The sequence below is a fragment of the Azospirillum sp. A23 genome (assembly GCF_042938965.1).
GTDB lineage: Bacteria > Pseudomonadota > Alphaproteobacteria > Azospirillales > Azospirillaceae > Azospirillum > Azospirillum melinis.
Map to the genome: position 1 here is coordinate 1,875,319 of NZ_CP170666.1, position 23,788 is coordinate 1,899,106.

Genomic DNA, 23,788 nt, shown 5'->3' on the forward strand with positions numbered 1-23,788 from the left:
GTTCCACAAAGGAATCGACGACAAGCCCTTGGGAGGGAACGAACATGCTGCCCAATGCGGACAGCTGGGAAGGGGTGTCCCGCGCCTTCGCCTGGCGCGTGCCCGACCGCTACAACATCGGCGTCGACGTCTGCGACCGCTGGGCGGAGGCGGAGCCGGACCGCATCGCCCTGATCAACAAGCGGCGCGACGGCGGGGTCGAGGAATACCGCTTCTCCGACATCCGCGCCCTGTCCAACCGCTTCGCCAACGCATTGGCGGCGCAGGGCGTGGCGCGCGGCGACCGGGTCGGCATCCTGCTGCCCCAGGCGCCGGAAACCGCCATCAGCCACGTCGCGGTCTACAAGCTGGGCGGCATCGCCGTCCCGCTGTTCTCGCTGTTCGGAGTGGAGGCGCTGGAATACCGGCTGGCCAATTGCGGCGCCCGCGCCGTGGTCACCGATGCCGTGGGCGCCGCCAAGATCGCCCAGATCCGCGACCGCCTGCCGGACCTGCGCGCCGTCTACCGCATCGACGGGTCGGGGCCGGGCTGCCTCGACTGGCACGGGCTGTGCGATGCGGCGTCCGACAGCTTCACCCCGGCCGACACCGGTCCGGACGATCCGGCGCTGATCATCTACACCTCCGGCACCACCGGCCAGCCGAAGGGCGCGCTGCATGCGCACCGGGTGCTGCTGGGCCATCTGCCGGGCGTGGAGATGTCGCACGACCTGTTCCCGCAGCCGGACGACCGCATCTGGACACCGGCCGACTGGGCGTGGATCGGCGGACTGCTCGACGTGCTGCTGCCGGCCTGGCACCATGGCGTGACGGTGGTGTCCCACCGCTTCGAGAAGTTCGACGCCGAGGCCGCCTTCGCCCTGCTGGCCGAATTCAAGGTGCGCAACGCCTTCCTGCCGCCGACCGCGCTGAAGATGATGCGGGCGGTTAAGAATCCGCGGGCGCGCCATGCCATCGACATGAGATCGGTCGCCAGCGGCGGCGAGACCCTGGGCGCCGGGCTGCTCGACTGGGGGCGCGAGACCTTCGGCGTGACGATCAACGAGTTCTATGGCCAGACCGAGTGCAACATGATTGTCTCCTCGGCCGCCACGCTGATGGCGCCGAAGCCCGGCATCATGGGCCGCCCGGTCCCCGGCCATGACGTGGCGGTGATCGACGGCGAGGGCAACCGCCTGGCGCCGGGGCAACTCGGCCTGATCGCGGTGCACCGCCCGGATCCGGTGATGTTCCTCGGCTATTGGAACAACCCCGACGCCACCGCGGCCAAATTCATCGGAAATTGGCTGGTCACCGGCGACCAGGGCGAGTTGGACGAGGACGGCTACATCCGCTTCGTCGGACGGGACGACGACGTCATCACCTCGGCCGGCTACCGCATCGGCCCCGGCGAGATCGAGGATTGCCTGATCGGCCACCCCGCCGTCCGCATGGCGGCCGTTGTCGGCGTGCCCGATCCGCTGCGCACGGAGATCGTCAAGGCCTTCGTCGTCCTGCAGGAGGGCGTGACGCCGGACGATGCGCTGGTCACCTCCATCCAGGAGCATGTGAAGACCCGGCTGGCCGCCCACGAATATCCGCGCGCCATCGAATTCATGGAAAGCCTTCCCATGACCACCACCGGCAAGATCATTCGCCGGGAGTTGAGGAACCGCTCATAATATCATGATCGAATTGATTTTATTGGCTGCGGCATTTTTCGCCGGGGCGATGAATGCCGTTGCCGGCGGGGGCAGTTTCCTGACCCTGCCGGCCCTGATCTATGCCGGGGTGCCGCCGGTCGCCGCCAACGCCACTGGTACGGTCGCCCTGCTGCCCGGCTATGCCAGCGGGGTCTATGGCTATCGCCAGGACCTGACGCCGGTCGGCACGCTCAGCCTTCCGCTGCTGTCGGCGGTCAGTCTGGTCGGCGGTCTGGCCGGGGCCGGGTTGCTGCTGGTGACGCCGGATTCGGTGTTCCGCGGCATCGTGCCGTGGCTGCTGCTGCTGGCGACCGGCTTGTTCGCCTTCGGCACCATGCTGGCGCAGCGGCTGCGCAGCCTGGGACTGCACGGCAACGGGGCGATGCTGGGCACTTTGTTCGCCGTCTCGGTCTATGGCGGCTATTTCAACGGCGGGCTCGGCATCCTCCTGCTGGCGCAGCTGAGCCTGTTCGGCATGACCGACCTGAACGCCATGAACGGGCTGAAGAACCTGTTCTCGGCGGTGCTGACCGCCATCGCCGTGGTGGCGTACGCCGCCGGCGGCGCGGTCGAGTGGCCGAAGGCGCTGCTGATGACGGTGGCGGCGGTCGCCGGCGGCTATGTCGGTGCCCGTCTCGGCCGCCGGATTCCGAAACCCGTGCTGCGCGCCGGCATCATCGCCGTCGGGCTGGTGATGAGCGCGGTATTCTTCCTGAAATGATCGCGCTATAGAGGGCGCAACTTCGCGCCTGTCCGGACCCCCGCCGCCATGCTGACCGTATCCGATCTCGACCTGTACTATGGTGACGCCCAGGCGCTCGACGGCGTGACGCTGCAGGTGCCGGCAGGGCAGACCACCGCCATCGTCGGCGCCAACGGGGCGGGCAAGACCTCGCTGATCCGGGCCATCGCCGGAATCCTGAAGCCGGCGCGCGGCAGCATCCGCTTCAAGGACCGCGAGATCGCCGGCCTGCCCAGCCATGTCGTCTGCGACCTCGGCGTCGGTCAGGTGGCGGAGGGGCGGCAGATCTTCCCGACGCTGAGCGTGCGCGAGAATCTGGAGATGGGCGCCGTCATCCCGCGCGCCCGCGCCGGCGCGCGCCAGACCTACGACCGCGTGCTGGACCTGTTCCCGCGCCTGCGCGAAAGGCTGGATCAGGCGGCCGGCACCCTGTCCGGCGGCGAGCAGCAGATGCTGGCCATCGGCCGCTGCCTGATGGGCAAGCCGGAGCTGATCATGTTCGACGAGCCCTCGCTCGGCCTGTCGCCCGCCCTGGTGCAGGAGCTGTTCCGCATCATCCGCTCGCTGGCCGCCGAGGGCATGACGATCATTCTGGTCGAACAGAATGTCGCGGCCTCCCTGCGCATCGCCCAGTCCGCTTACGTGCTGGAGAATGGCCGCGTCGTCCTGTCGGGAACGGGCGAGGCACTGCTGGCCGACCCGGCGGTGAAGCAGGCCTATCTGGGGCTGTGACGCCACCGGCCCTCCAGCCGGCGATACCTCCCTTATCCTCCTATCGTTGAATATACGAACCATCTACAGTCCTCGTAAGCTGGCAGTCCAAAGAATGAGCGGACGGGGACCATGGCGGCAGGCTGTAGCAGACGGACGACCTTGCTGGCGGCCGGCGCGCTTCTGGCGTCGGCACTGGTCCGGACCGCCGCGGCCTCCGATTCCGCCGCCAGCCCTCCGGCCGTCCGCGCCGGGGTGCTGAAATTCGGCACGGTCAGCTGGGAACTCGACACCGTCCGCGCCAACGGCTTCGACAGGCAGGCCGGGATCGACCTGCAACTGGTCGAACTGGCCGGCAACCCCGCCACCCAGGTGGCGCTCCAGGCCGGCGCGGTGGAGATCATCGTTTCCGACTGGCTGTGGGTGTCGCGGATGCGCAGCAAGGGGGAGGCGCTGTGCTTCATCCCCTATTCGACCGCCGTCGGCGCGCTGGTGGTTCCCGCCGGCTCCGCGATTGCCGGGGTCGGCGATCTGCGGGGCAAGCGCATCGGCGTCGCCGGCAGTCCGCTCGACAAGAGCTGGCTTCTGCTGAAGGCGGTGGCGGCCGACCGGCACGGGCTGTCGCTCGACCGCGATGCGCAGCCCTTCTTCGCCGCCCCGCCCCTGCTGAACAGCAAGATCGCCGACGGCGACCTCGATGCCGTGCTGACCTATTGGCCCTTCGCCGCCCGGCTGGAAGCGAAGGGCATGCGGGTGTCGATGACCGTGGCCGACATGCTGGAAGCGTTGGGCCAGCCGGCGACGGTGCCGTCCATCGGCTATGTCTTCCGCGAGGAGTGGGCGCGCGCCAACCCGGCCGCCCTTGCCGGCTTCCAGGCCGCCACCGCTCAGGCGAAGACCCTGCTGGCGCAGTCCGACGCCGCCTGGGAGCGGCTCGCCCCGCTGATGCAGGCGGAGGACGACGCCACCTTCCGCACGCTGCGCGACCGCTACCGCGATGGCATCCCGCGCCGCTGGACGGAGGAGGAGCGGGCAGGGGCGGCGAAACTCTACGCGCTGATGGCGAGGCTGGGCGGGCGGGAACTGGTCGGCGACGCACCCGCCATCGCGCCGGGCACCTTCTGGACCGGCGGGGCGTAGCCGGTGCGCCGCGCCCTGATGCCTGCCCTGATGCCAGTGGTATCGATCCTGCTGCTGCTGGCGCTGTGGCAGGCCGCGGCCATGATCGTCGGCGGACGCCTGCTGCCAGGACCGCCGGTGGTGGCCGAAGCCCTGCTGCGCGAGGCGGAGAGCGGGGCGCTGTTCCATCACATGGGCGTCACCCTGCTGCGCGTGCTGGCGGCCTTCGCGCTCGCCATGTCCATCGGCGTCGGCATCGGCCTGCCGATGGGGCGCTCGCCCGTCATCGACCGGCTGTTCGGCCCCTGGCTGGTCTTCTTCCTGAACCTGCCGGCGTTGGTGGTCATCGTGCTGGCCTATGTCTGGTTCGGCCTGACCGAGGCGGCGGCCATCGGCGCCGTCGCCATCAACAAGATTCCCAACACCGTGGTGCTGGTGCGGGCCGGCGCCCGCGCCATCGACGAGGGGCTGGTCGACATGGCCCGCGTCTACCGCCTGTCGCCCGCGGACCGGCTTCGCCATGTGCTGCTGCCGCAACTCACCCCCACCATCGCCGCGGCTGCGCGGTCCGGCCTGGCGCTGATCTGGAAGATCGTGCTGGTGGTCGAACTGCTGGGCCGCAGCGACGGTGTCGGATTCCAGATCAACCTCCTTTTCCAGACGTTCGATGTCGCAGGAATCCTGGCTTACACTATCGCGTTCGTGGCCGTGGTCCAGCTTCTGGAATACGGCGTCCTCCAGCCGGCCGAGCGGCATTGCCAGCGTTGGCGGCGGATGCCCGCTGACGCTTGAGATCCGCACCAAGCGCTTCGGCGCGGTGGAGGCGGTGCGCGGCCTGACCCTGTCGGCCGCGGCGGGAGAGGTCGTGGCGCTCGTCGGTCCCAGCGGCTGCGGCAAGACGACGGCGCTCGGCATCGTCGCCGGGCTGGACCGCGCCTTCGACGGCAGGGTGGAGATCGGACCGCGGCCGGATGGCGAGCCGGCCCGCATCGGCTATGTCTTCCAGGAGCCGCGCCTGCTGCCCTGGCGCACGGTGCGGCAGAATCTGGCGCTGGTTTTGCTGCGGGCGCAGCGGCGCGGGCCGGCGGTCGACGCCATGCTGGAGCTGCTGGAGCTGTCGCCCTTCGCCGACCGCTTTCCGACCCAGCTGTCGCTGGGCATGGCGCGGCGGGTGGCGCTCGCCCGCGCCTTCGTGGTGGAGCCGGACCTGCTGCTGATGGACGAGCCGTTCGTCTCGCTGGACGAACCGACGGCGCTGCGGCTGCGCGGGCTGCTGTCGGAATTGCTGGACCGGCGGCCGACCACCGTCCTGCTGGTCACCCACAATCTGCGCGAGGCGTTGGCTCTGGCCGACCGGATTCTCCTGCTGGCGCCGTCGCCCGGCCGGGTGGTGGCGGAGGTGCCGGTGGCCGTTCCCCGCTCCGCCCGTGACGACGCCACCATCGAGGCGCTGCGCCGCGACCTGCTGTCCCGGCCGGAGCCGGCCTTCCGCCTGCTGGCCTGAGACAACAAGCCGGCCCTGCGCGGCCTGTGGGGCCATTTGCCGCTCGTCCGTTCATGAACGCTGCGCTATCGTGGCCGCATCCTTGCCGGGAACGCCCGGCGTTTGCAGAAGGGTGTCGAAGCCGGATGGCTTTCGGTCGGATGACAGTGCGGCGGGTGCGGCGGCTCGGCCTTGTGGCCGGGATGGCTGCCCTTTTGCTGCAAGTCATCGCCTGGGGTTGGATGCCCCTGACGAGCGGCGGGATCGCCCAGGCCGGGGAGACCGTGTCCCTGACGATCTGCTTTTCCGGCGGCCTGACCACCATACAGGCCGTTGCGGCCGATTTCGCGATCCCCCATGACGGCGATCATGGGAAGTCGCCGGACCCGGCATCGTCCGGAACCGGCCATTGCCCGCTCTGCCCGCTGGTGACCGGGCTGGCCTTGCCGCCGCCGCTGCTGGCGGTCGGCCCCGCCCTTGCCATGGACCGCGACACCCGCCTGCTGCCGGCCGAGCATGTCGCCGCCGGCTGGTTCCTGTCGACCCTTCAGGCGCGGGCTCCCCCACCGCTCGCCTGATTTTCCTCCGGCTTCGAATCATCGCCGCTGCCGGCCGCGACGCCCGATCCCTGTGCGGATTGCCGCGTCCCGACCGCCGCAGCACAGCGTGCCCGGTGCACGCCCCCTACCCACGAGCCCTGCGGCGTCATCCGCCGTGGCGGCCATCCCCTGTTCTTCACATCCGCATTCCAGGAGAAGAGTTCATGAAGCGCATTCTCGGCATCGCCGCAGCCATCGCCCTGTTCGGTGCCGGCACCGCCCTGGCCCACGGCTTCAAGGCCGGTGCAATCGAGATCGGCCATCCCTGGGCCCGCGCCACCGCGCCGTCCGCGCCGAATGGCGGCGCCTATCTGTCGCTGACCAACACCGGAACGACGGAAGACCGTCTGGTCGGCGCTTCCACCCCCGCGGCGGAGAAGGCCGAACTGCACACCCATCTGAACGAGAACGGCGTGATGAAGATGCGTGAAGTCGCCGGCGGCATCCCGGTCCCGGCGGGCGAGGCGGTGAAGCTGGCGCCGGGCGGGCTGCACATCATGCTGCTCGGCCTCAAGCAGCCGCTGGTGAAGGGCGCCCACATCCCGATGACCCTGCGCTTCGAGAAGGCCGGCACCGTCGAGGTCGAGATCGCGATCGAGGCGGCCGGGCAGGCCGCGGCGCCGGCCGAAGGCCACAGCATGGGGGCTGCCGGCGCCGGCCACACCCACAACGCCGCACCGGCCCAGAAGCAGTAATGGAAAAGGCCGCCGGCAGGGAAACCCGCCGGCGGCCTTTTACAATCCACGCCCTTATTCGGCCGGAGCGATCCCCACCGGCTGGGCCAGCTTGGCCGCCTCGGCCGCCCGATAGCGGGGCGACAGCACGCCGAACCGGCGCGCCCACCAGGCGGTCAGCGGCGGCGTCAGCAGGGCGGTGACGACCACGCTGGTGGCGATCAGCGCTGTGGCGGACGGGGCGACCGGCGCGAAGGTCGGCTCGATGGAAGCGATGATCGGCGGCACCGTCACCGCGGCCCCGGCGGTGGAAGCGGCGCCGATGCCGGCCGTGCCGTTGCCCTTCGCCAGCAGAATATCGGCCAGCACCAGCATGAAGCCGGTGACGGCGATGACGCCCAGACCCAGCACGATGCCCAGCAGGCCGGTGTTGAGGATGGTCGAGAAGTTCAGGTTGTTGCCCAGCGCAAAGGCGAAGAAGGGAACCATCACAGAGACGCCCTGGGTGAAGAAGGCCCGCAGGTCCTTGTCGAGGTTGCCCAGCGCGAAGCCGATCAGGAAGGGCAGCAGGGCGCCGACCATCGTCTGCCAGGGGAAGGCGGCCAGACCGGCGATGCCCAGCGTGACCATGGTCATGAAGGGGCCGGATTCCAGGCACATCAGGCAGAAGGCGCCGGCTTCCTCCTTGGTGCCGTACTGCTGCATCAGCGCCATGTACATGCCGCCGTTGGTGTCGTTCATCACCGCGATGATCGCCAGCACCGACAGGCCGGAGAAGAAGCCCGAGGTGATGCCCTCCGCCGGGATGAACCAGGAGGCGATGACGCCCGCCATCGCCGCCGTGAGGATCTTGACTGAAACCAGCACCCCGCTCTTGCGCAGGACCAGCGGGGTGGCCTTCAGGCTGATGCTGGCGCCGATGCAGAAGAACCACACCGACAGGATCGGCAACGTGCCGGTGATCAGGCCGTTGGTGAAGGACCCGAAGAATTTCCCCGTATTGGGAGCCAGCGTGTTCAGGCAGGCGCCAAGAAACAGGGGGACGATCATCATCCCGCCGGGGATGCGGTCGATCCGGGATTTGATGTTCATGGAAGACACTCCTGCGAATTTCATCCCGTCGCCGCCGCGCCCCTTCGCCATCGGGCATGTTTCAGCGGCCGTCAATCTCGTTGAAGCAGCAGCCGAAGCGCCGCTTTGTGCATACTAGTATACAAGTTAGCCGGTCATTGTCAAAGCGGCTGATTGTCAGCCGCGACAGGTTGTCGCGCCGGGCGGGAAGCGGAGGAGCGGGACGGGGAGGCCGACGAGGCAGCAGGCAGCATGCCGGAAGCATCGCGCAGGGCTGCGCCTGGCCCGGGGTCGGTCCAATGTCGATGCGGGTGCGGGCCGGTCCCGACGGTGCCGGTGGCGGAACCGGCGGGACAGACGGTCAGCGCGGCCGGTGGCGGGCGAGGGCGTCGGTGATGTCGATGTCGCGGAACGGCTTGCCGATCACCGGCCGGGTGCGGTGGGCATCGGGCAGGCCCTCGGCCCCATGGCCGGTGGTGAAGATGAAGGGGATGCCGGCGCCGGCCAGCCGGTCGGCCACCGCGTCCACCCGCTCGCCACGCAGATTGACGTCGAGCAGCGCGATGTCGAATCCACCCGCTTCGATCATTTCCAACGCCGCGGACACCGAACCCGCCGGGCCGAGACAGGCGACGCCCTGGTCGATCAGGGCGTCCTCCAGGCTCATGGCGATCAGCGGTTCGTCTTCGACGATCAGGACGGTCAGGTTCGACAGATTAGCGTCGGTCACTGTGGGCTCACTCGCGACGACAGAGGAATGACAAGCCGGCATCGCACGCCGGCGGTTTCGAAAGCAAGGGCGACATCGCCCTCCAACTCATGCGCCAGACCGCGCTCGATCAGGCGGGAACCGAAGCCGCGGCGGGTCGGCGGCGCCACCGGCGGCCCGCCGCTCTCGCGCCAGCGCAGCACCAGCGCGCCGGCACCGTCACGGATGGATCGGCCGCCGGTTTGGCCGGAACCAGTCTGACCGTAGGATTCGCTCACGCCATCGCGCACCGGCGTCTGCCCCGGCTTGACGATTTCCCAATCCAGATCGACACGGCCGTTTTCCGCCGACAGCGCACCGTATTTCGCGGCGTTGGTGGCAAGCTCGTGAAAGGCGAGGTGCAGAGACACCGCCACGCCGGTCGTCAGATTGACCGGCGGCCCGCCGACCTTGACGCGGCCGGCATGGACATGGGGCTCCAGCGTCAGCGCGGCGATCTCGGTCAGCGAGGCGCCCTGCCAATGACGGCGGGTCAGCAGGTCATGGGCCTGGGCCAGAGCGCGCAGACGGGACTGGAAGGCATCGGGGAAAGCTTCCACCGACGGGGCGGCGCGCAGGGTCTGCTTGGCGATGGACTGCACCATCGCCAACGTGTTCTTGACCCGGTGGTTCAGTTCCTCCAGCAGCAGGAGCTGCCGCTCCTCGGCCTTCTTGCGGTCGGTAATGTTCAGCGAAACGCCGGCCATCCCGGTCGGCGTGCCGTCCTTGTCATAGACGGCACGGCCGCGCACCTGCACCCAATGGACACTGCCGTCGGGCCAGATCGTGCGGTATTCCATGTCAAGCGGCGAGCCGCTGCTCACCGCCTGCCGGACCATCGCCTTCTGATGCTCGCGGTCGTCGGGATGGACATGCTCCAACAGCCGTTCGTAGGTCGGGATCTCCGCCGGATCGGCCAGACCGAGGTTGGCGGCGCAGATCGACGAGACGCGCAGCCGGTTGGTCCCCAGCGTCAGTTCCCACGAACCGAGCCGGCCAGCCTCTAGCGCGAAGCGCAGCCGAGCCTCGCTCTCAGCCAGCGCGGCGCGCTTGTCGGCCAGTTCGTTGCGGTCGCGCGCCTCGATCAGGGCGCGGCGGACCACCACCTGCAGCCGCTCCATCCGCAGTTTGACGACATAATCGGTGGCGCCCTTCTTCAGCGCCTCGATGGCGTTCTCCTCGCCCAGCATGCCGGACACGAAGATGAAGGGCACACGCGGCAGCCGCTCGCGCGCGATGGCCAGCGCCGACATGCCGTCGAAATCCGGCAGGTCGAAGTCGGACAGGATTAGGTCGAAGGGCCCGCCGTCGGTGACGGCCTCGATGAAGGCCTGCCGCGTCTCAACGCGATGGACGTCGAACGCATGGTCGTCGATCATCCGAAGATGTTCGCGCACCAGATCGGCGTCCATGCCGCTGTCCTCCAGCAGGAGGACGCGGCAGGGAGCCGGCGGGTCCTGACCCGCGGTATTGCCGGCGGCGTCGATCACCTGACCCATCAGGTACCGCGCGGCCGGCGGGGAAGACAGCCGGGAGGCGGCTCGTTCAGGATCGCCCAGAAGCTGCCGATGTCGCGGATCGCGTCGAAGAACTCCTTGAAGCCGACCGGCTTGACCACGAAGGCGTTGACCCCCAGGCGGTAGCTGCGGACGAGATCCTGCTCTTCCTTGGAGGAGGTCAGCATGACCACGGGGATGGCGCGGGTGTTCTCGTTCGCCTTGATGCGCTGCAGCACCTCGATCCCGTCCACCTTCGGCAGTTTGATGTCGAGGATGATGACGGCCGGATATTTCGGGTCGGTCGGCTTCGACACCGCCTGCCCGTCGTCATGGAACAGGTAGGACAGCGCCTCCGCCCCATCGCGGGCGACGACAATGTCGTTGGCGAGCTGCGCCTCGGCGAATGCCTCCAGCGTCAGCTCCAGGTCCTTCGGGTTGTCTTCGACCAGCAGGATCGGTTTCAGCGTGGCCATGGGGCTACCTCGATTCGGCGGTGGCGGACCGCGGCAAGGAGAAATGGAAGGTGGCACCGTGATCCAGCCTGCCTTCCGCCCAGACCCGCCCGCCGTGGCGCTCCACGATGCGCCGGACATTGGCAAGCCCGATGCCGATGCCTTCGAACTCTTCCTCGCGGTGCAGGCGCTGGAATACGCCGAAGAGCTTACCGCCATAGGCCATGTCGAATCCACGGCCATTGTCGCGGACGAAGAACTCGTGCGCGTCGGCGGTGGAGCGGCACCCGACCTCGATCTCCGGATCGTTGCGGTCGCGGGTGTATTTGATGGCGTTGGCCAGCAGATTCTGCACCACCAGCCGCAGCATGGTCGGGTCGCCGGTCACGCCGGGCAGCGGGTGCACGGTCCAGCGCAGGTTGCGGCCTTGCAAATCCGGCTCCAGCAGGTGGCGCACCTCCTCCACCAGCTGGCCGACATCGACCTCCACCCGCGCCAGCGTGGCGCGGCCCAATTGCGAGAAATGCAGCAGCCCGTCGACCAGCCGCCCGGCCGAACTCGCCGCCTCGATGATGCTGTCCAGATAATGACGCTCCCGCTCGCTCAGCTTGTCGCTCGCGCGGGACCGCAGCAGTTCGGCATAGCTGGTGACGTGCCGGAACGGGGCCCGCAGGTCGTGCGAGACCGAATAGGAGAAGGCGGCAAGCTCGCCGTTGCTGCGGCGCAGCTCCTCGTTCAGCGCGGCCATTTCCTCGGCCTTGCGCAGAACGATGCTGACGATGGCGTTGCGGAAATCGCCGGCCGCCTCGATTTCGCCATGGCGCCAGGGCAGGGACTGGCCGCGCACCGTCTCCTTCCACGCTTCGAAGGAGCTGCGGGGCGACAGCCCGCCGCTGGAGTCCAGCGGCTTCTTGGGATCGCCGGCCCAGTCGATCGACTGCACGATCTCCGGTCGGAACCATAGAAGATAGCTTGGGTGCAACTGCGAGATGGAGATCGCCAGCAGGCCGCTGGCGGTCCGCTCCATCCCGGCGGCGGCCGGCATCTCGGTGGGAAGCTGGTGGCTGACGAACAGATCCTTGATGCCCTGTCCGGCCAGTTCCGCGGCGATGCCCTGGACCACCTCCTGCGGCGGGGTGCGGCCGATCAGCCGGCAGTCGCCGTCGAACAGAATCGCGGCGCCATCGGCGTTGACCAGCCCGAGCAGATCCTCGCGGTCGTCGCTCAGCCCGTCGATGAAGCTCTCCGCCGCCGCCATATGGGCGAGCAGGCGGGCCTGCGTGCTCTTGGAGCGGATGCGGTGGTCGGCGTCCAGCGCCCGTTCCAGCGCAATCATCTGGCTGGACAGCACCTGTCCCAGCAGGTCGCAGGCGGTGCGCACCGCGAAGGAGACCTGCCGCGGTTCCGCATGGTGGCAGGAAATCAGGCCCCACAGCCTGTCGCCATCCATCACGGAGATCGACATGGAAGCCGGCGTGCCCATGTTGCGCATATATTCGAGATGCACCGGCGAGACGCTGCGCAGCACGGAAAAGCTGAGGTCCAGCGGCGGCGCATCCCGTCTGCCGGACAGGATCGGGACCGGGTGGTAGCGGGCGTCGGCGATCAGCCGCAGGCGGTTCAGCGCATAGAGCCGCCGGGCCTGCTGCGGGATGTCGGAGGCCGGAAAGCGCAGGCCGCGGTAGGAGGGCAGGCGGCCGTTCCCGTCCTCCGCGATGACGGTGCCGTTCCATTGCTCATCGAAGCGGTAGACCAGCACGCGGTCGAACCCGGTCAGCGACCGCACCTCCGCGGCCGTGCTGGCCAGCAGGGCGTCGAAATCATGGGCAGCCTGCATGCGCCGGATGCCTTCGCGCATCTGCGGGTACAGCGCCTCCAGCGTGCCGGCACCGGTGGCGGGCAGTTCCTCCAGTTCCAGGATCACCAGGGCACCCGAGCGGTGGGCGATGGCCTGATGGTCGGCGACGCTGCGCAGCTTGAGGATTTCAAGCTGCACCGGCTCCGTCGGAGCGTTGCGCAGTCCACGGATCAGCGACGTTGTCGACGCGCAGTCGATCAGCCGGTCGATGGGCAAACCGAAGGCTTCGGCGGGCGGGCGGTTCAGCACCGCTCCGGCCTCGGTGCTCGCAGAGACCAGACGCAGGCTGTCAGCCTCCACCGCCAGCAGATGGCCATGCGGCTGGATGCTGCCGGGAAGATGAATCGGTTCGCGCGCGCAGGCGTCGAGGTCGAGCGTGCCCGCCATGGTCTGGGGCCACGGTTCCGGTCCGGTTGCAGGCGTCACAATCGTCCTTTGCTCGTCTCGGTCACAGTTCGACGGTCCGTTATTGAGCCGGCCCCGTCTTCACATCGGGCCCCGCTGACGATGCCCGCCGGCTTTCGCCGGTATTCAGCATAATCAGCGGCTTAAAAACCCTGTTTTCGCCGCGCGCACCGCATCGAGGTGAACGAAGCGACAGGATATCCTGTCAGACCCTATACTTCATTATCCTAGGATACGTTGTATGATCGCTCTTGGATTTTCCGGAGCTCAGCTCTTTTATCATACGCCGAACATCATATTCCAAATTGGTGTCTGGGGTCGCTTATAAGGAAGTATGCCGCAGCGGTTCCATGACTGTCTGCGACAAATGGTCGGATATGGGGAAGGGGACGCCATGAAAACCGAGGTAACGCGCCTGCTCGGCATCGATTACCCTATTGTGCAGGGCGGGATGCAGTGGGTTGGGCTGGCGGAACTGGCGGCGGCCGTATCGAATGCCGGCGGCCTGGGCATCCTGACCGCACTGACCCAGCCGACGCCGGAGGATCTGGCGCGTGAGATAGGGCGGTGCCGCGCGATGACGGACCGGCCATTCGGCGTCAACCTGACCATGCTGCCCGCGGTTAAGCCGCCGCCCTATGAACGCTATCTCGACGTCATCATCGACAGCGGCATCACCATCGTCGAGACGGCCGGCAACAGCCCGCGTGCCTTCGTCGAGCGCATGAAGACCCATGGCATCCGCATCCTGCACAAATGCACCAGCGTCCGCCATGCGCTGAGCGCCGAACGGGCCGGGGTGGACATCATCAGCATCGACGGGTTCGAATGCGCCGGCCATCCGGGGGAGGACGACATCCCGGGCCTGATCCTGATCCCGGCGGCGGTGCGGGCCTTGCGGATTCCGGTAATCGCGTCGGGCGGGATCGCCGACGGGCGCGGCATGGCCGCAGCCCTGGCCCTGGGCGCCCAGGGCGTCAACATGGGCACCCGCTTCCTCTGCACGCGCGAGGCGCCGGTGCATGACGGCATCAAGCAGGCGCTGGTCGCCGCCGGGGAACGCGACACCAACCTGATCCTGCGCAGCATGCGCAACACCGCCCGCGTCTTCAGGAATGCGGTATCCGATGAGGTTGTGGCGCTGGAGAAGCGCCCCGGCGGTGCCCAGTTCGAAGAAGTTCGGCCCCTTGTCGCCGGCCAGCGCGGCCGGGCGGCCATGCAGTCCGGCGATGTTCAGGACGGGATCGTGTCCGCCGGCATGGCGATCGGCCTGATCGACGACATCCCGAGTTGCGACGATCTGATCCGCCGGATGGTCGCCGACTGCCGCACCCATCTGCGCCGCGCACTGGCTCTGGCGGAGGAATAGACGGGCGGGGCAGGGCAGGTCTGCGCAGGAGGTTCTTTTGCGCTGGGCAGCCTCAGAAGATCAGCTTCAGGATGCCGGTGACGACCAGCAGGCCGATGATGAAGATGATCAGGATGGCCCAGCCGAGAATCTTGAGCATGATGCGGTCCTTCAATGGCCTCGTTGGCAGCGCCGCCGGTGTTCGATGACGCCACGGTCATGCTTGGAACAACCCGCAAGGCCGTACCGGGGTTCCCGTCAGGCGGGCAGCGATGCCGGCCGCGCACCGTGCCGGGAGAGCGCCCTCCGGTCAGCGCGCACAAGAGACGCATAAGCATTCTTATGGAAATTAACTGCTGGAGCAGGGCCGCTTCTCAGGGAAATCCACTATGGGGAAAATTGCCTGCCGCCGCGCAGGACTTCCGGTCCCGGCCGCGTATAAAAGCCTGACAGCAACCGGGAGCGGGCGGAAGACGGCGTGAAGCCTACCGAGGAGACGGTGACGGACGAGGCGTTGATGGCGGACGCCGCGGCCGGTGACCGGAAAGCGTTTGGAACGCTCACGCGCCGGCATCTGCGCCGCAGCATCGCCTTGGCCCAACGGGTTGTCGGGAACGCCGCCGACGCCGAAGAGGTCGCGCAGGACGCCTTCCTGCAGATCTGGGCCAACGCCGACCGCTGGCGCGGCGACGGAACCCGCTTCACGACCTGGCTGTACAGGATCGTGGTGAACCGTGCCATCGACTACAAGCGGCGCCGCAGCTTCGCCCCCCTGGATGCCGCCGACGAGATCGCCGACCCGGCCTGGAGCGCCGAAACGGTGATCGACGGCATCCGGATCGGCGCCGCCGTGGATGCCGCGATCGCCGCTCTTCCGGAGCGGCAGCGGGCGGCGCTCAGCCTCTGCTACCATGAGGAGATGACGTGCGCTGAAGCATCGGAAATACTGCAGGTGTCTGTTTCGGCTATGGAAAGTCTGCTGGTCCGGGCGCGCCGCGTCGTGCGGGCCCGGCTTCAACCCCTGATCCGTCAGAAGGACGGTGCACGGTCATGACGCTCAAAGAGTTCAAACGCTACGCCGAGGCCTATGGCGCCGATCTGGACAGCTGGCCGCGTTCGGCCCGGGTCGATGCCCTGGCCCTTCTGGACGACAGTGCCGAAGCCCGCGACCTGCTGGCCGATGCCGCCGTCACCGACGCGCTGCTCGATGCCGCCTCGACCCCGCTGGTCTCATCCCGGCGCGAGGCCGAGGTCTTCGACCGCATCGCCGACTGTCTGGCGCAGCGGATCGTGCCCGAATTCGTGCCGTGGTTCCTGTCGCGGCCGCCCTTCCGCCCTGCCCCGCTGGCCGGGTTCCTGGCCGGCATGGCGCTGGTCGGCTTCCTCAGCTACAGCCAGGGCCTGATTTCCTTCGAAAAGACGAGCACTCCCAGCCTGTCCGGCGTGATGATCGTCAGCTATCTGGGAGACACGCGATGACGCCGTCGATCCGGCGCCGCTGGCCCTGGTTCCTGCTGGTCGGGTCCCTTGCGCTCAATATGCTTGCCGGCGGCTTCGTCGTCGCCCACAGCTTCCGCCCACCCCCGCCGCCCGGCGGGCCGGACCAGTTGCTGGAACGCTTCGTCGACGACGTGTCGCGGCGCCTGTCGCCGGCCGATGCCACGGTCCTGCGCAAGGCGCTGGACGACGCCCGCCCGCTGTTCGTCCGCATGCATGTCAGCCGGGAGGAGTTCACTCCCCGTCTGCGCACCGCCCTGATGGCCCAGCCTTTCGATGCGGCCGTCGTCAAGGCCATGTTCGACAGCGTCCATGCCAATGACGCCGCCTTGCGGAGCGAGATCGAGGCGCGCGTCGTCGATACCCTTTCCCGTCTCTCCCCCGAAGGCCGCCTGCGTTTGGCTGAAAGCCGCCTTCCCTGATCCTTTCGGTTTCGACCGGCGGCAGACACATCCGGGGTCAGGCCGGGGCGGCATGTTCGTCCCGGCCTTTTTTCCTTTGTCCGGAAACGGACCGGGCGACCGAAAAAGAAAAGGCGGCCAGACGGTATCGCCGCCAGGCCGCCCTTAAGTTGGTTCGGGAGGAAACGCAACCAAGTTGCACGCAAAGATATAGACCGATATGGTTAACGGCCGATGAATGGAGGGGAGAAATCGCCCCCTACCACTTATTTGCGAAGATCGTTGCAGTATGGTCCCGCTGACGGTTGACCTGCCCTGCCCTGTCTCTCTGACGAAAGGCCGGGGTGGCGTCACCCGGCCCCGACGCGCTATGACAGACGCCCGTTGTTTCGTCACCAGTCCGCAGGATCCCTGCCTCATGCTGTCCATCAGCCAGCGCATCGCCGACGAACTGTCGGTCCGCGAGTCCCAGGTCGCTTCCGCCATCGCCATGCTCGACGAGGGATCGACCGTCCCCTTCATCGCGCGCTACCGCAAGGAGGCGACCGGCGGGCTGGACGACACCCAGCTCCGCACTCTGGAGGAGCGGTTGGGATACCTGCGCGAGCTGGAGGACCGCCGCGCCAGCATCCTGTCCACCATCCAGGAACAGGGCAAGCTGACGCCGGAGCTGGAGCGCCAGATCAAACAGGCCGACACCAAGACCCGGCTTGAGGACCTCTACCTCCCCTACAAGCAGAAGCGCCGCACCAAGGCCCAGATCGCCCGTGAGGCCGGGCTGGAGCCGCTGGCCGACGCGCTGCTGACCGATCCGAAGAAGCAGCCGGATTCGGAGGCTGCCGCCTTCGTCAGCGCCGACAAGGGTGTCGCCGACGTAAAGGCGGCGCTGGACGGCGCCCGCCATATTCTGGTCGAACGCTTCGGCGAGGATGCCGAGCTGGTCGGCCGCCTGCGCACGGCCATGGCCGACAAGGGCGTCGTCACCTCCAAGGTGATCGAGGAGAAGAAGGCGGAGGGCGCCAAATTCTCCGACTATTTCGACTTCTCGGAGAACTGGTCGAAGCTGCCGTCGCACCGGGCGCTGGCGCTGTTCCGCGGCCGGGCGCAGGGCGTGCTCGACATCCGCCTGGACTTGGCCGTCGAGGACGGCCAGCCCCACCCGGCGGAGGGCACCATCGCCGTCCACACCGGCATCCGCGACCAGGGCCGCCCGGCCGACAAATGGCTGTCCGACGTGGTGCGCTGGACCTGGAAGCTGAAGATCGGCCCGCACATCGAGACCGATCTGATGGGATCCTTGCGCGAGCGCGCCGAGGATGAGGCGATCCGCGTCTTCGCCCGCAACCTGCACGACCTGCTGCTGGCCGCCCCCGCCGGTCAGCGCGTCACCATCGGGCTCGACCCCGGTATCCGCACCGGCGTGAAGGTGGCGGTGGTCGATGCCACCGGCAAGCTGGTGGAAACGACCACCATCTATCCGCACCCGCCGCGCAACGACTGGGACGGCTCGCTGGCGGTGCTGGCGGCACTGGCGGCCCGGCACAAGGCGGAACTGATCTCCATCGGCAACGGCACCGCGTCGCGCGAGACCGACAAGCTGGCCGCCGACCTGATGAAGCGCCACCCCGAACTGTCCCTGACCAAGCTTGTGGTCAGCGAGGCCGGCGCCTCGGTGTACTCCGCCTCGGAAACCGCGGCGCACGAGTTCCCCACCCTGGACGTCAGCCTGCGCGGTGCGGTGTCCATCGCCCGCCGCCTCCAGGACCCGCTGGCCGAGCTGGTGAAGATCGAGCCGAAGTCCATCGGCGTCGGCCAGTACCAGCATGACGTGGCCGGCGGCAAGCTGGCCCGGTCGCTGGACGCGGTTGTCGAGGATTGCGTGAACGCCGTCGGCGTCGATCTGAACACCGCCTCGATTCCGCTGCTGACCCGCGTGTCGGGTCTGAACGAGACCATCGCCCGCAACATCGTGGAGCATCGCGACCGCAACGGCGCCTTCCGTTCGCGCAAGCAGTTGTTGGACGTGGCCCGGCTGGGGCCGAAGACCTTCGAGCAGGCCGCCGGCTTCCTGCGAATCCGCGACGGCGAGAATCCGCTCGACGGTTCCGCCGTCCATCCGGAAGCCTATCCGGTGGTCCAGCGCATCGTGAAGACGACCGGCCGCGATCTCGGCAGCGTCATCGGCGACGCCCGCTTCCTGCGCGGCCTGAATGCCGAGGAGTTCACCGACGAGCGCTTCGGCGTCCCCACCGTCGAGGACATCATCAAGGAGCTGGAGAAGCCCGGCCGCGACCCCCGTCCGGAGTTCAAGACCGCCACCTTCAAGGAAGGCGTCGAGGAGCTGAAGCACCTCCAGCCCGGCATGATGCTGGAGGGCGTCGTCACCAACGTCACCGCCTTCGGCGCCTTCGTCGACATCGGCGTCCACCAGGACGGGCTGGTGCACATCTCCCAGCTCGCCAACAGCTTCGTGAAGGACCCTCACACGGTGGTGAAGGCCGGCGACGTGGTGAAGGTGAAGGTTCTGGAGGTCGACATTCCCCGCAAGCGCATCGCCCTGACCATGCGCATGGGCGAGGAAGCGCCGCGTCCGGCCCGCCGGGAGGAGCGCCGCGATGAGCGGGGACCGGCGCGTCAGCCGCAGCAGCAGGATCGCCGCCCGGCGGCACCTGCGGCCAAGGCTGCGCCGAAGCCGGCCAAGGCGCCGGAGCCGGTCAACAGCGCCTTCGCCGAGGCGTTCGCCCGGGCGCAGTCGGGCAAGAAGAAGTAAGGTCAGGGAGGGGGCAGAGCGTCCGCCATCAGGCGGATGCCCAGTCCGCCGATGGCGGCGGCGGCGACCCGGTCGACCCAACGCTTGGACCGCAGGTAGGCGGCGCGCGGCCGGCCGGCGGAAAACGCTGCGGCGACGATGGCGTACCAGCCGGCCTCGATCAGGAAAATCGCCGGCGGCAGCAGGACGAACAGCCAGACCGGCGGTTCGGCAGGCATCAGCGCGGCAAAGATGCTGCCATAGACCAGCGCCGTCTTCGGGTTGCTCAGTTGCGTCAACAGCCCGAACAGCAGCGGTCGCATCAGCCCGGCGGGGGCGGTCCGCCCCTCTTCCGCCATCACTAGCGGCTCTGCGGCCCCGCGCCAGATGCGGATGGCGAGGTACAGCAGATAGGCCCCGCCCACGAGCTTCAGCACTGCATAGAGCCAGCCGACCTGCGACAGCAACGCATGCAGACCAAGCAGCGCCAGGGACGCGAAGAACACGCCGCCAATTCCCATGCCGAGCGCGGTGGCCAGACCGGCCCGGCGGGACACGGCGATGGAAGTGCGCGCGACCAGCACGAAGCTCGGCCCCGGACTGGCGGCGCCGACCGCTATGGCCCCGGCGATGCTGACGAAGGCAAGTGCGGGATCCATGATCGCTCCCCTTCCGCTCGAATATGGCGACGATAGCACAATCGCGGCAGCCCGCGAGGAGCGGACAAAAAAATCCCCTCGTCCGCGGGGGGAACGAGGGGATGAAGGCCGATGGATTGGCCGTTACGGGGATGTCATTCGGCTGCCATCAGCATCGGGGCCTCGTCGCGCACCCGGTTCACCGCCACATAGCGGTCGAGCGCGTCCAGGCATTCGCTGAGGGTTCCGGAACCGACCGCACGGCAGTCCTCGAAGGCGTGCGGTTCGGGGCGGAACCAATGGGTGATGTAGCATTCCTCGCGCCCGTCCAGGCTGAGGGTGAGGGCGAAGCGGCCCTCACGCCCAAGGTGGGCTTGAGCGGCGCGCAGACGCGCCTGGACCTCTTCTATCGTCATGGGATGATATCCTTCCCTTGATGCCGCCTGCGGTCAGGCGGCGTGAGCGAACTTGCCGTCTTCCGATTCCGAGTCTTCCAACCGTCGAGCCCAATCGATGTCACGCGCCAGCGATTCGACAAGGACATGGGCCGCACCCGCGGTTTCCGACGGCGTGTCGGACCGCAGCAGTCCCGAGAGCCGCATCGCCAGCGTTTCGGCCTCTGCCTCCACCCAACGGGCGTAGTGGCGGCGGCGCTGGTCACGATTCCAGTACCAGCGCGGCAGCTGCGCGTTGGCACGTTCGAACTCGCCTTCCCAGGCGCTCATGCGGAAAAGACCGCTGGGCGACCGGTCGCCGGTGCTGTGAGTCGTCTGGATCATGGGGCGTTCCGTCAGGCGGCTTCCCGCCCGTCCTCTTCCTCGCGCTTCAGAATCTCGGCCTTCTTCTGGGCGAACAGGCCGGTGATGCGGTGCTGGGCGGCGCGGTCCACGGCGCCGATCTCGCGCAGTCGGGTGCCGACGCCCGACCGCCAGACCTCTTCCAGGTCATCGAGGTCCAGGCAGGCCCCCAGCCGGCGCTTCACCTCCGCCTCGAACGCTTCGACGGCGGCGGGTTGCAGGTCCGGGTTGGACTTGGCGGCATAGAAGGCCTCCGATTCCTCCCGGTACTTGCTGTCGTCGAACTGGCCCATATAGACGTCGGCGGCCAGACCGATCTGCAGCAGGCATTTGCCGACCGCATCGGTCATCGACATCTTGAAGCACTCGTCGTCCGGCATCTCCATGCCGTTGCGGCGGCGGACCATCTCCGTCCCGCCCCACTGCGGGCCGGTGAAGCACTTCTCCTTCGTCTCCGGGTCGATATACCAGACGCGGGCGCAGATGAAGATCATCCGTTCCGCGATGGTCCAGTCGACCTGCTCGTAGCCCCAGCCCTTGCCGATCGGGCCGAACACCTCCGTCATCATCTGGAAGCGCCATGTCGGGTCGATCTGCGTGCCGCGGAAGCCGCCGGCACGGGTGAAGGGCTTTGTCGCCTTCGGGTCGGTGCGCTTCAGCCGGTTCCATAGGAACATGGTGTCGATGCGCTGCGGTTCTTCCGCCCGGCTGCTGGCGCCGGCGGATCCCTTGGACCCTTGCGAGCCGCGGCTGCCGCCGGACTTCGCCTCGACCGGGGCGGTCTCCGTCACGTTGGATTCAGTCACACTGGATTCGGTAACGCTCGACTCAGGCGTCTCGGTATCGGCAACGAGGTGGTCGGTCTTGCTCATGCGTCCCATGACTTGGGTCCTTCTTGTCCAAACGTTTCGGCTCTCCCCTCACCCCAGCCGGCGGTCAGCGCTGCTTCCAGGCTGAATTCCACCCCGTTCGGGTCAGCGGAGGGCACCCAGGATTGCGCGTCCGCCAGGGCCCGGCGCGGCGGTGCGCCATAGCGCAGGCTGAGCCGGCCCTCGCGGTCGCGCGCGAGATAGAGGCCACCGGACCGGCCATCAGACTTGCCGTCGGCCTTATCGATGGAAACGAACGCGATGCGGGCATCGTCCGGCATCAGCGACTTGAGCGCGGCCTCGGCCTCCTTCACCTCCAGCGCCGCCGCCCGGTTGGCGACCAGCCGGTCGGCCAGCGCGCGGAAACGGTTGTGCCGCCCCATGTCGAAGACGCGGCCGTTCTCATAGGACGGGCCGTCCATCGGCAGCGGGTCCGACGGCTCGACGTCGTTGACGACGTGCCACCAGAAGGCTTCCAGCGTCTCGACCAGCCGCTCGACGTCGTCCGGCCGACGGTCCACCGTCACCAGACTGTGGCCGGTGGGGCGCAGGATCGACAGCAGCGCGCGGTCCAGACCGACCACCTCCAGCTGGTGCTGGACCTGCCAGTGATAGCGGCGGGCAAGATCGGCATCGCTCTGGAAGCCGCTGTTGAACTTCGCCTCCACGATGGTGTCGAGAGCGCCATCGGCCACACTGCCGGTCAGGAAGTCGGGATGGGCGACCATCCAGTCATGCTCGGCATGGCGGTAGGTATCGGGTGCCGCAACGCAGGCGCGGCCGGTGGCATGGGCGACGAAGCGCGGGTGCAGGTGTTCGGTCGCGATTCCAATCTGTACGGCGGCGACGAAATCCAGATTCTCAGGCTCGACCCGGCCGGTCTTCTCGCGCCACAGCGATAGCCAGTCGCCGGCCATCACGCGCGTCGCATCCGACGACCCAATCCGCCCTGCCCGCAAATCCCGCTGTGCCTGAGTGATCGCCATGCTGTTCCGCTTTTCCCGGTTCCAGGCCCTTTCGGGCCATCTTCCCGGCTTCGAAGCGTGGCCTATGCTGCGACTTCGCAGCATGTGTTTTGGACCGCCTCACCGGACCCTGAATATGGGATGCGAACATGCAGCTTTCAAGAACAAAACGTGAACCTATGGCTTGGCCGTAGACCAGATCAAAGAGCTGAAAACATGCTATATTTGGTGTGTTCTGACGAGAGTCGTCACAAGTCAAAACGGACGGAGTAGAGGTGACCGTTTTTGCGAGTCGCGGCGGATGGGAACGGCCACCGCGACTCTGTGCGCCACGGGCTTTTACATGCGAAGCGCTCGCACCACGTGGACGGCGACTCCGGCCACATGGGCACGGTCGAAGGCGGTGGGGTGGCAATCGGGATCGGTCGAAACCGGCATCAGATGGGGTGGAAAGAAGCGGTATCCGCAGATGGTGCCCTCGCCCACCGTCACCACCACATCGCCCGCCTGCGGCGTCAGCACGTCCAGCGGCTCCAGCACCACGCAGTCGCGGGGCAGCACGCCGGCGGCGTCCAGGCTCTTGGACAGGATACGCAGCGCGAAGGCCCGGCGGGAGGTGTGTCCGTCCATGGCGACCGACGCGGCTCCCTCCTTCAGCGCCCCGGCCAGGAACGCCTCCCCTGCCCGGCGGCCGAGGTCGAGGAAGATGTGCGCCTGTTCCAGCGTCAGCACCGGCACGCGCGTGACCGGGGCATAGGCATGGTCGTCGAGGAAACGCGGCTCCGACCCGGCGACGCGGGCCAGACGGGCCAGCGTGTCGGCGCTGGGCACGCTGCCCATCGCCGGATCGCGCAGGAAGCGGGTCAGGTTGGTGGCGGTGACGCCGGCCAACCGCGCCCAGCCGCCGGCGCTCCAGTCCTTCGCCTCCATGACGCCGGTCATCCAGCGCAGGATGGCTCGCCGCGTGTCGTCCATCGCTCTCCCCTCGGCAGTCCCCCACCCTGTCCTACACGGTCGCGACCGGATGGGGGAAGGCGCGATGGACTCAAGGCCGCTGCGATTTCGCAGTGCCGCCTTGGACTCCGCCGTGGCGGCCCCATCTCTGCGGCATCGAAGCCGACTGCAAGGAGTTGCGACCATGATCGTCACCAGCACCGATTCCATCGAAGACCGCCAGATCGCCGAGTATCTCGGCATCGTCGCCGGCGAGGCGATCATGGGCGTCAACGTGTTCCGCGACCTGTTCTCCTCCGTGCGCGACATCGTCGGCGGCCGGGCCGGCGGCTATCAGGCGGCTCTGCGCGAGGCACGCGAGGCGGCCTTCGCCGACCTGCAGGACTCGGCCCGCACGCTGGGCGCCGATGCCGTGGTCGGGGTGGACGTCGATTACGAGGTGCTGGGCAAGGAGAACGGCATGCTGATGGTGTCGGTCAACGGCACCGCCGTCCGCCTCCGCTAAAGGCAGCCCCTGACCGTAAGCG

Annotated in this window: 25 protein-coding genes; 14 read left to right on the forward strand and 11 right to left on the reverse strand. The window is 68.0% G+C overall.

Annotated features, from left to right (window positions below):
* Positions 1-44: 44 nt before the first annotated feature.
* The 8 genes from ABNQ40_RS17070 to ABNQ40_RS17105 all read left to right on the forward strand — a co-directional run bounded on the left by ABNQ40_RS17070 (position 45) and on the right by ABNQ40_RS17105 (position 7,031).
* On the forward strand, positions 45-1,661 hold the full coding sequence (locus ABNQ40_RS17070; RefSeq protein WP_109050430.1) for an acyl-CoA synthetase: 1,617 nt from the start codon (positions 45-47) through the stop codon (positions 1,659-1,661).
* A 4-nt stretch (positions 1,662-1,665) separates the two neighbouring features.
* Positions 1,666-2,403, forward strand: a complete 738-nt coding sequence (locus tag ABNQ40_RS17075) for a sulfite exporter TauE/SafE family protein (RefSeq protein ID WP_109050429.1) — start codon at positions 1,666-1,668, stop codon at positions 2,401-2,403.
* 48 nt (positions 2,404-2,451) lie between these two features.
* Complete coding sequence (locus ABNQ40_RS17080; RefSeq protein ID WP_109050428.1) at positions 2,452-3,156, forward strand: ABC transporter ATP-binding protein; 705 nt, start codon at positions 2,452-2,454, stop codon at positions 3,154-3,156.
* A gap of 111 nt (positions 3,157-3,267) precedes the next feature.
* Positions 3,268-4,275, forward strand: a complete 1,008-nt coding sequence (locus ABNQ40_RS17085) for an ABC transporter substrate-binding protein (RefSeq protein WP_109050427.1) — start codon at positions 3,268-3,270, stop codon at positions 4,273-4,275.
* A 30-nt stretch (positions 4,276-4,305) separates the two neighbouring features.
* Positions 4,306-5,046, forward strand: a complete 741-nt coding sequence (locus ABNQ40_RS17090; RefSeq protein ID WP_109491007.1) for an ABC transporter permease — start codon at positions 4,306-4,308, stop codon at positions 5,044-5,046.
* A 25-nt stretch (positions 5,047-5,071) separates the two neighbouring features.
* Positions 5,072-5,758 carry an ABC transporter ATP-binding protein gene (locus tag ABNQ40_RS17095; RefSeq protein WP_199235558.1) on the forward strand — a complete coding sequence of 229 codons (687 nt, stop codon included), beginning with the start codon at positions 5,072-5,074 and terminating at the stop codon, positions 5,756-5,758.
* A 182-nt stretch (positions 5,759-5,940) separates the two neighbouring features.
* Positions 5,941-6,315 carry a DUF2946 family protein gene (locus ABNQ40_RS17100; protein ID WP_391347359.1) on the forward strand — a complete coding sequence of 125 codons (375 nt, stop codon included), beginning with the start codon at positions 5,941-5,943 and terminating at the stop codon, positions 6,313-6,315.
* A gap of 185 nt (positions 6,316-6,500) precedes the next feature.
* The gene (locus ABNQ40_RS17105) at positions 6,501-7,031 is read left to right on the forward strand and encodes a copper chaperone PCu(A)C (protein ID WP_109050425.1); all 531 of its coding nucleotides are present in this window, start codon (positions 6,501-6,503) and stop codon (positions 7,029-7,031) included.
* A gap of 54 nt (positions 7,032-7,085) precedes the next feature.
* On the opposite strand, the gene kdgT is transcribed toward ABNQ40_RS17105, so the two are convergent.
* The 5 genes from kdgT to ABNQ40_RS17130 all read right to left on the reverse strand — a co-directional run bounded on the left by kdgT (position 7,086) and on the right by ABNQ40_RS17130 (position 13,025).
* A complete protein-coding gene (gene kdgT / locus ABNQ40_RS17110; RefSeq protein ID WP_109491005.1) occupies positions 7,086-8,102 on the reverse strand; it encodes a 2-keto-3-deoxygluconate transporter in 1,017 nt (338 codons plus the stop codon).
* 340 nt (positions 8,103-8,442) lie between these two features.
* Positions 8,443-8,811, reverse strand: a complete 369-nt coding sequence (locus ABNQ40_RS17115) for a response regulator (protein ID WP_109050424.1) — start codon at positions 8,809-8,811, stop codon at positions 8,443-8,445.
* Positions 8,808-10,328, reverse strand: a complete 1,521-nt coding sequence (locus tag ABNQ40_RS17120) for a sensor histidine kinase (RefSeq protein WP_391347363.1) — start codon at positions 10,326-10,328, stop codon at positions 8,808-8,810. Before ABNQ40_RS17120 ends, ABNQ40_RS17115 begins: the two co-directional genes overlap by 4 nt.
* Positions 10,328-10,801: a response regulator gene (locus ABNQ40_RS17125; RefSeq protein WP_109048332.1), complete on the reverse strand. Its 474-nt coding sequence runs from the start codon at positions 10,799-10,801 to the stop codon at positions 10,328-10,330. Before ABNQ40_RS17125 ends, ABNQ40_RS17120 begins: the two co-directional genes overlap by 1 nt.
* Positions 10,802-10,805: 4 nt before the next feature.
* Complete coding sequence (locus tag ABNQ40_RS17130; protein WP_391347453.1) at positions 10,806-13,025, reverse strand: ATP-binding protein; 2,220 nt, start codon at positions 13,023-13,025, stop codon at positions 10,806-10,808.
* Positions 13,026-13,437: 412 nt separating this feature from the next.
* On the opposite strand from ABNQ40_RS17130, the gene ABNQ40_RS17135 reads away from it, so the two are divergent.
* The 5 genes from ABNQ40_RS17135 (at position 13,438) to ABNQ40_RS17155 (ending at position 19,059) form a co-directional block, all read left to right on the forward strand.
* The gene (locus ABNQ40_RS17135; protein WP_109048330.1) at positions 13,438-14,412 is read left to right on the forward strand and encodes a nitronate monooxygenase family protein; all 975 of its coding nucleotides are present in this window, start codon (positions 13,438-13,440) and stop codon (positions 14,410-14,412) included.
* Positions 14,413-14,869: 457 nt separating this feature from the next.
* A complete protein-coding gene (locus tag ABNQ40_RS17140; protein ID WP_109048329.1) occupies positions 14,870-15,445 on the forward strand; it encodes a sigma-70 family RNA polymerase sigma factor in 576 nt (191 codons plus the stop codon).
* The gene (locus ABNQ40_RS17145; RefSeq protein ID WP_109048328.1) at positions 15,442-15,870 is read left to right on the forward strand and encodes a hypothetical protein; all 429 of its coding nucleotides are present in this window, start codon (positions 15,442-15,444) and stop codon (positions 15,868-15,870) included. The genes ABNQ40_RS17140 and ABNQ40_RS17145 overlap by 4 nt, the downstream gene beginning before the upstream one ends.
* Entirely contained in the window at positions 15,867-16,310 is a 444-nt protein-coding gene (locus ABNQ40_RS17150) for a periplasmic heavy metal sensor (protein WP_109048327.1), read from the forward strand. The genes ABNQ40_RS17145 and ABNQ40_RS17150 overlap by 4 nt, the downstream gene beginning before the upstream one ends.
* Before the next feature lie 397 nt (positions 16,311-16,707).
* Positions 16,708-19,059 (forward strand): Tex family protein, encoded by a 2,352-nt coding sequence (locus tag ABNQ40_RS17155; RefSeq protein ID WP_109048326.1) that lies wholly within the window; start codon positions 16,708-16,710, stop codon positions 19,057-19,059.
* Between the two features lie 2 nt (positions 19,060-19,061).
* Here ABNQ40_RS17155 and ABNQ40_RS17160 read toward each other — a convergent pair whose 3' ends face one another.
* From ABNQ40_RS17160 to ABNQ40_RS17185, 6 genes are all read right to left on the reverse strand, one after another.
* On the reverse strand, positions 19,062-19,697 hold the full coding sequence (locus ABNQ40_RS17160; protein WP_109048325.1) for a LysE family translocator: 636 nt from the start codon (positions 19,695-19,697) through the stop codon (positions 19,062-19,064).
* Positions 19,698-19,831: 134 nt separating this feature from the next.
* Positions 19,832-20,092, reverse strand: a complete 261-nt coding sequence (locus ABNQ40_RS17165) for a hypothetical protein (protein WP_109048324.1) — start codon at positions 20,090-20,092, stop codon at positions 19,832-19,834.
* 33 nt (positions 20,093-20,125) lie between these two features.
* Entirely contained in the window at positions 20,126-20,455 is a 330-nt protein-coding gene (locus ABNQ40_RS17170; protein WP_109048323.1) for a hypothetical protein, read from the reverse strand.
* 11 nt (positions 20,456-20,466) lie between these two features.
* On the reverse strand, positions 20,467-21,354 hold the full coding sequence (locus tag ABNQ40_RS17175; protein WP_247879608.1) for a hypothetical protein: 888 nt from the start codon (positions 21,352-21,354) through the stop codon (positions 20,467-20,469).
* Positions 21,342-22,328 carry a YqaJ viral recombinase family protein gene (locus ABNQ40_RS17180; protein ID WP_109048322.1) on the reverse strand — a complete coding sequence of 329 codons (987 nt, stop codon included), beginning with the start codon at positions 22,326-22,328 and terminating at the stop codon, positions 21,342-21,344. The genes ABNQ40_RS17175 and ABNQ40_RS17180 overlap by 13 nt, the downstream gene beginning before the upstream one ends.
* Before the next feature lie 318 nt (positions 22,329-22,646).
* On the reverse strand, positions 22,647-23,282 hold the full coding sequence (locus ABNQ40_RS17185) for a hypothetical protein (protein ID WP_109048321.1): 636 nt from the start codon (positions 23,280-23,282) through the stop codon (positions 22,647-22,649).
* Between the two features lie 163 nt (positions 23,283-23,445).
* On the opposite strand from ABNQ40_RS17185, the gene ABNQ40_RS17190 reads away from it, so the two are divergent.
* Positions 23,446-23,766 (forward strand): heavy metal-binding domain-containing protein, encoded by a 321-nt coding sequence (locus tag ABNQ40_RS17190; RefSeq protein WP_109048320.1) that lies wholly within the window; start codon positions 23,446-23,448, stop codon positions 23,764-23,766.
* The last annotated feature ends 22 nt before the right edge of the window (positions 23,767-23,788 follow it).

Bases quoted from the DNA above. Each gene is read 5' to 3' on its own strand.
- ABNQ40_RS17070 (WP_109050430.1), top strand. From the start codon at position 45: ATGCTGCCCAATGCGGACAGCTGGGAAGGGGTGTCCCGCGCCTTCGCC.
- ABNQ40_RS17075 (WP_109050429.1), top strand. From the start codon at position 1,666: ATGATCGAATTGATTTTATTGGCTGCGGCATTTTTCGCCGGGGCGATG.
- ABNQ40_RS17080 (WP_109050428.1), top strand. From the start codon at position 2,452: ATGCTGACCGTATCCGATCTCGACCTGTACTATGGTGACGCCCAGGCG.
- ABNQ40_RS17085 (WP_109050427.1), top strand. From the start codon at position 3,268: ATGGCGGCAGGCTGTAGCAGACGGACGACCTTGCTGGCGGCCGGCGCG.
- ABNQ40_RS17090 (WP_109491007.1), top strand. From the start codon at position 4,306: ATGCCAGTGGTATCGATCCTGCTGCTGCTGGCGCTGTGGCAGGCCGCG.
- ABNQ40_RS17100 (WP_391347359.1), top strand. From the start codon at position 5,941: ATGGCTGCCCTTTTGCTGCAAGTCATCGCCTGGGGTTGGATGCCCCTG.
- ABNQ40_RS17105 (WP_109050425.1), top strand. From the start codon at position 6,501: ATGAAGCGCATTCTCGGCATCGCCGCAGCCATCGCCCTGTTCGGTGCC.
- kdgT (WP_109491005.1), bottom strand. From the start codon at position 8,102: ATGAACATCAAATCCCGGATCGACCGCATCCCCGGCGGGATGATGATC.
- ABNQ40_RS17120 (WP_391347363.1), bottom strand. From the start codon at position 10,328: ATGGGTCAGGTGATCGACGCCGCCGGCAATACCGCGGGTCAGGACCCG.
- ABNQ40_RS17125 (WP_109048332.1), bottom strand. From the start codon at position 10,801: ATGGCCACGCTGAAACCGATCCTGCTGGTCGAAGACAACCCGAAGGAC.
- ABNQ40_RS17130 (WP_391347453.1), bottom strand. From the start codon at position 13,025: ATGGCGGGCACGCTCGACCTCGACGCCTGCGCGCGCGAACCGATTCAT.
- ABNQ40_RS17135 (WP_109048330.1), top strand. From the start codon at position 13,438: ATGAAAACCGAGGTAACGCGCCTGCTCGGCATCGATTACCCTATTGTG.
- ABNQ40_RS17145 (WP_109048328.1), top strand. From the start codon at position 15,442: ATGACGCTCAAAGAGTTCAAACGCTACGCCGAGGCCTATGGCGCCGAT.
- ABNQ40_RS17150 (WP_109048327.1), top strand. From the start codon at position 15,867: ATGACGCCGTCGATCCGGCGCCGCTGGCCCTGGTTCCTGCTGGTCGGG.
- ABNQ40_RS17155 (WP_109048326.1), top strand. From the start codon at position 16,708: ATGCTGTCCATCAGCCAGCGCATCGCCGACGAACTGTCGGTCCGCGAG.
- ABNQ40_RS17160 (WP_109048325.1), bottom strand. From the start codon at position 19,697: ATGGATCCCGCACTTGCCTTCGTCAGCATCGCCGGGGCCATAGCGGTC.
- ABNQ40_RS17165 (WP_109048324.1), bottom strand. From the start codon at position 20,092: ATGACGATAGAAGAGGTCCAGGCGCGTCTGCGCGCCGCTCAAGCCCAC.
- ABNQ40_RS17170 (WP_109048323.1), bottom strand. From the start codon at position 20,455: ATGATCCAGACGACTCACAGCACCGGCGACCGGTCGCCCAGCGGTCTT.
- ABNQ40_RS17175 (WP_247879608.1), bottom strand. From the start codon at position 21,354: ATGGGACGCATGAGCAAGACCGACCACCTCGTTGCCGATACCGAGACG.
- ABNQ40_RS17180 (WP_109048322.1), bottom strand. From the start codon at position 22,328: ATGGCGATCACTCAGGCACAGCGGGATTTGCGGGCAGGGCGGATTGGG.
- ABNQ40_RS17185 (WP_109048321.1), bottom strand. From the start codon at position 23,282: ATGGACGACACGCGGCGAGCCATCCTGCGCTGGATGACCGGCGTCATG.
- ABNQ40_RS17190 (WP_109048320.1), top strand. From the start codon at position 23,446: ATGATCGTCACCAGCACCGATTCCATCGAAGACCGCCAGATCGCCGAG.